Consider the following 1,689-nt stretch of genomic DNA (forward strand, 5'->3'; position numbering starts at 1 on the left):
TTGCGTGGTTTTCGATTATATCGTCGTGGGTGGTGGCTCCTCTGGATGCGTGATGGCGAGCAGGCTCTCCGCCTATGGCGCTCGCGTGCTGCTCATTGAAGCTGGCCCTGATACGCCGCCGAATGCCATTCCTGACGACATCCAGGATGGCGACCCAACGCGTGCTTACCTTAATCCCGGTTATCGATGGCAGTCACTCCACGCGACAACGGTGCGAGGTGGCCGCAAGCCTGTCCATTACGAACAGGCGCGCGTCATGGGTGGCGGCTCCAGCATCAATGCCCAAGTCGCCAACCGCGGCGGGCCCGGAGATTACGATGAGTGGGCCTCAAGCGGTGCAACGGGCTGGGGTTGGGAAGACGTGCTGCCCTACTTCCGTCGTCTAGAATGCGATTTGGATTTCGGCGGGGAATTTCATGGCACGAACGGCCCCTTGCCAATCAAACGTGTGCGCCAATCAGACTGGTCGGGCTTCATCCGGGCAATCTCCGATGCTTACGATGCTTTGGGGCTTCATTTCAGGCCAGACTTCAATGGTGCATTCGGTGATGGCTATTCAGTTGTCCCATTGACCAACCGCAATGGTCATCGGGTCTCCTCCGCGATGGCGTACTTACCCGAAACCGTCCGCTCTCGCCGCAATCTAACGATTTTATCCGAAACGACAGTTGCGCGGCTGACCTTTTTGGGAACAACGGTAACGGGGGTCGAGACGGAGAACAAATCGGGCGTGCAATCGTATAGCGCTTCTTGCGTTATCCTGTGCGCAGGAGCACTCCATTCACCCGCCATATTGATGCGCTCCGGGATCGGCCCCGCGAAGGAATTAGTACAATTCGGAATCCCTATCGTTGCAGATTTGAAAGGTGTGGGCCAGAATCTTCAGGAACACCCCACGATTTGCGTTTCGGCCTATTTGAAGCCGGCCGATCGCTTGTCACCCGGCGTGAGCGAATATATTCAGATGCACGCCCGCTACTCGTCGGGTTACGAAGGCTGCCCGTCGACCGATATGGCAATATCGACTGTTGCCAAATCATCCTGGCACCCGCTGGGGAGGCGCCTCGGCACTCTCGCCGTGTGGGTCAATCGCAGCTACTCGACGGGAACTGTGGCGCTCAAGGGTAGTTCGCATAAAATAGAGCCGGAGGTCGATTTCAACTGGTTGAGCGACAAGCGGGACGCCGAGCGCCTCAAGCAGGGCTTTCGCTTCATAGTCCGCCTGCTGCAGCAAGATTCGCTGTCCTCTGTGGCGCTGGACCCGTTTCCGTCAGCGTTGAATGCGCGAGCGAAGCTGGTGAGCAAGGTCACAAGCACAAACTATGCACTCACGTCATTTCTGGCGCTGCTCATGGACGCGTCGCCGCGGCTGCGCCGTGGGCTGATTAGGCGCGTCATAACGGATGGGGATAGCATTTCCGATCTCGTCAACGACGAGAAACATCTGGATCGGTATATTCGCCAGAACGTCATCCCAAGTTGGCATCCGACGTCGACCTGCAGGATGGGGGCAGCCGCGGATCCTGGCGCTGTGACCGATCCGTCGGGACGCGTTCATGGTATTTTGGGTTTGAGGATCGCCGACGCTTCCGTCATGCCATTTTGCCCTCGGGCGAACACAAACATTCCGACGATTATGGTGGCTGAGAAATTGGCCGACACAACCTTGAGAGACGGCAGACGGAGCTA

1 protein-coding gene is annotated in these 1,689 nt (G+C 57.7%); it reads left to right on the forward strand.

Going from position 1 to position 1,689, the window contains the following annotated elements:
- Nucleotides 1-25: 25 nt before the first annotated feature.
- Nucleotides 26-1,689 (forward strand): GMC family oxidoreductase N-terminal domain-containing protein (locus EN949_RS35030; protein ID WP_224571102.1); only part of this gene is annotated, 1,664 nt, incomplete at its 3' end.

The sequence above is a fragment of the Mesorhizobium sp. M7A.F.Ca.US.007.01.2.1 genome, from assembly GCF_003998165.1.
In the GTDB taxonomy this organism is placed as follows: domain Bacteria; phylum Pseudomonadota; class Alphaproteobacteria; order Rhizobiales; family Rhizobiaceae; genus Mesorhizobium; species Mesorhizobium ciceri.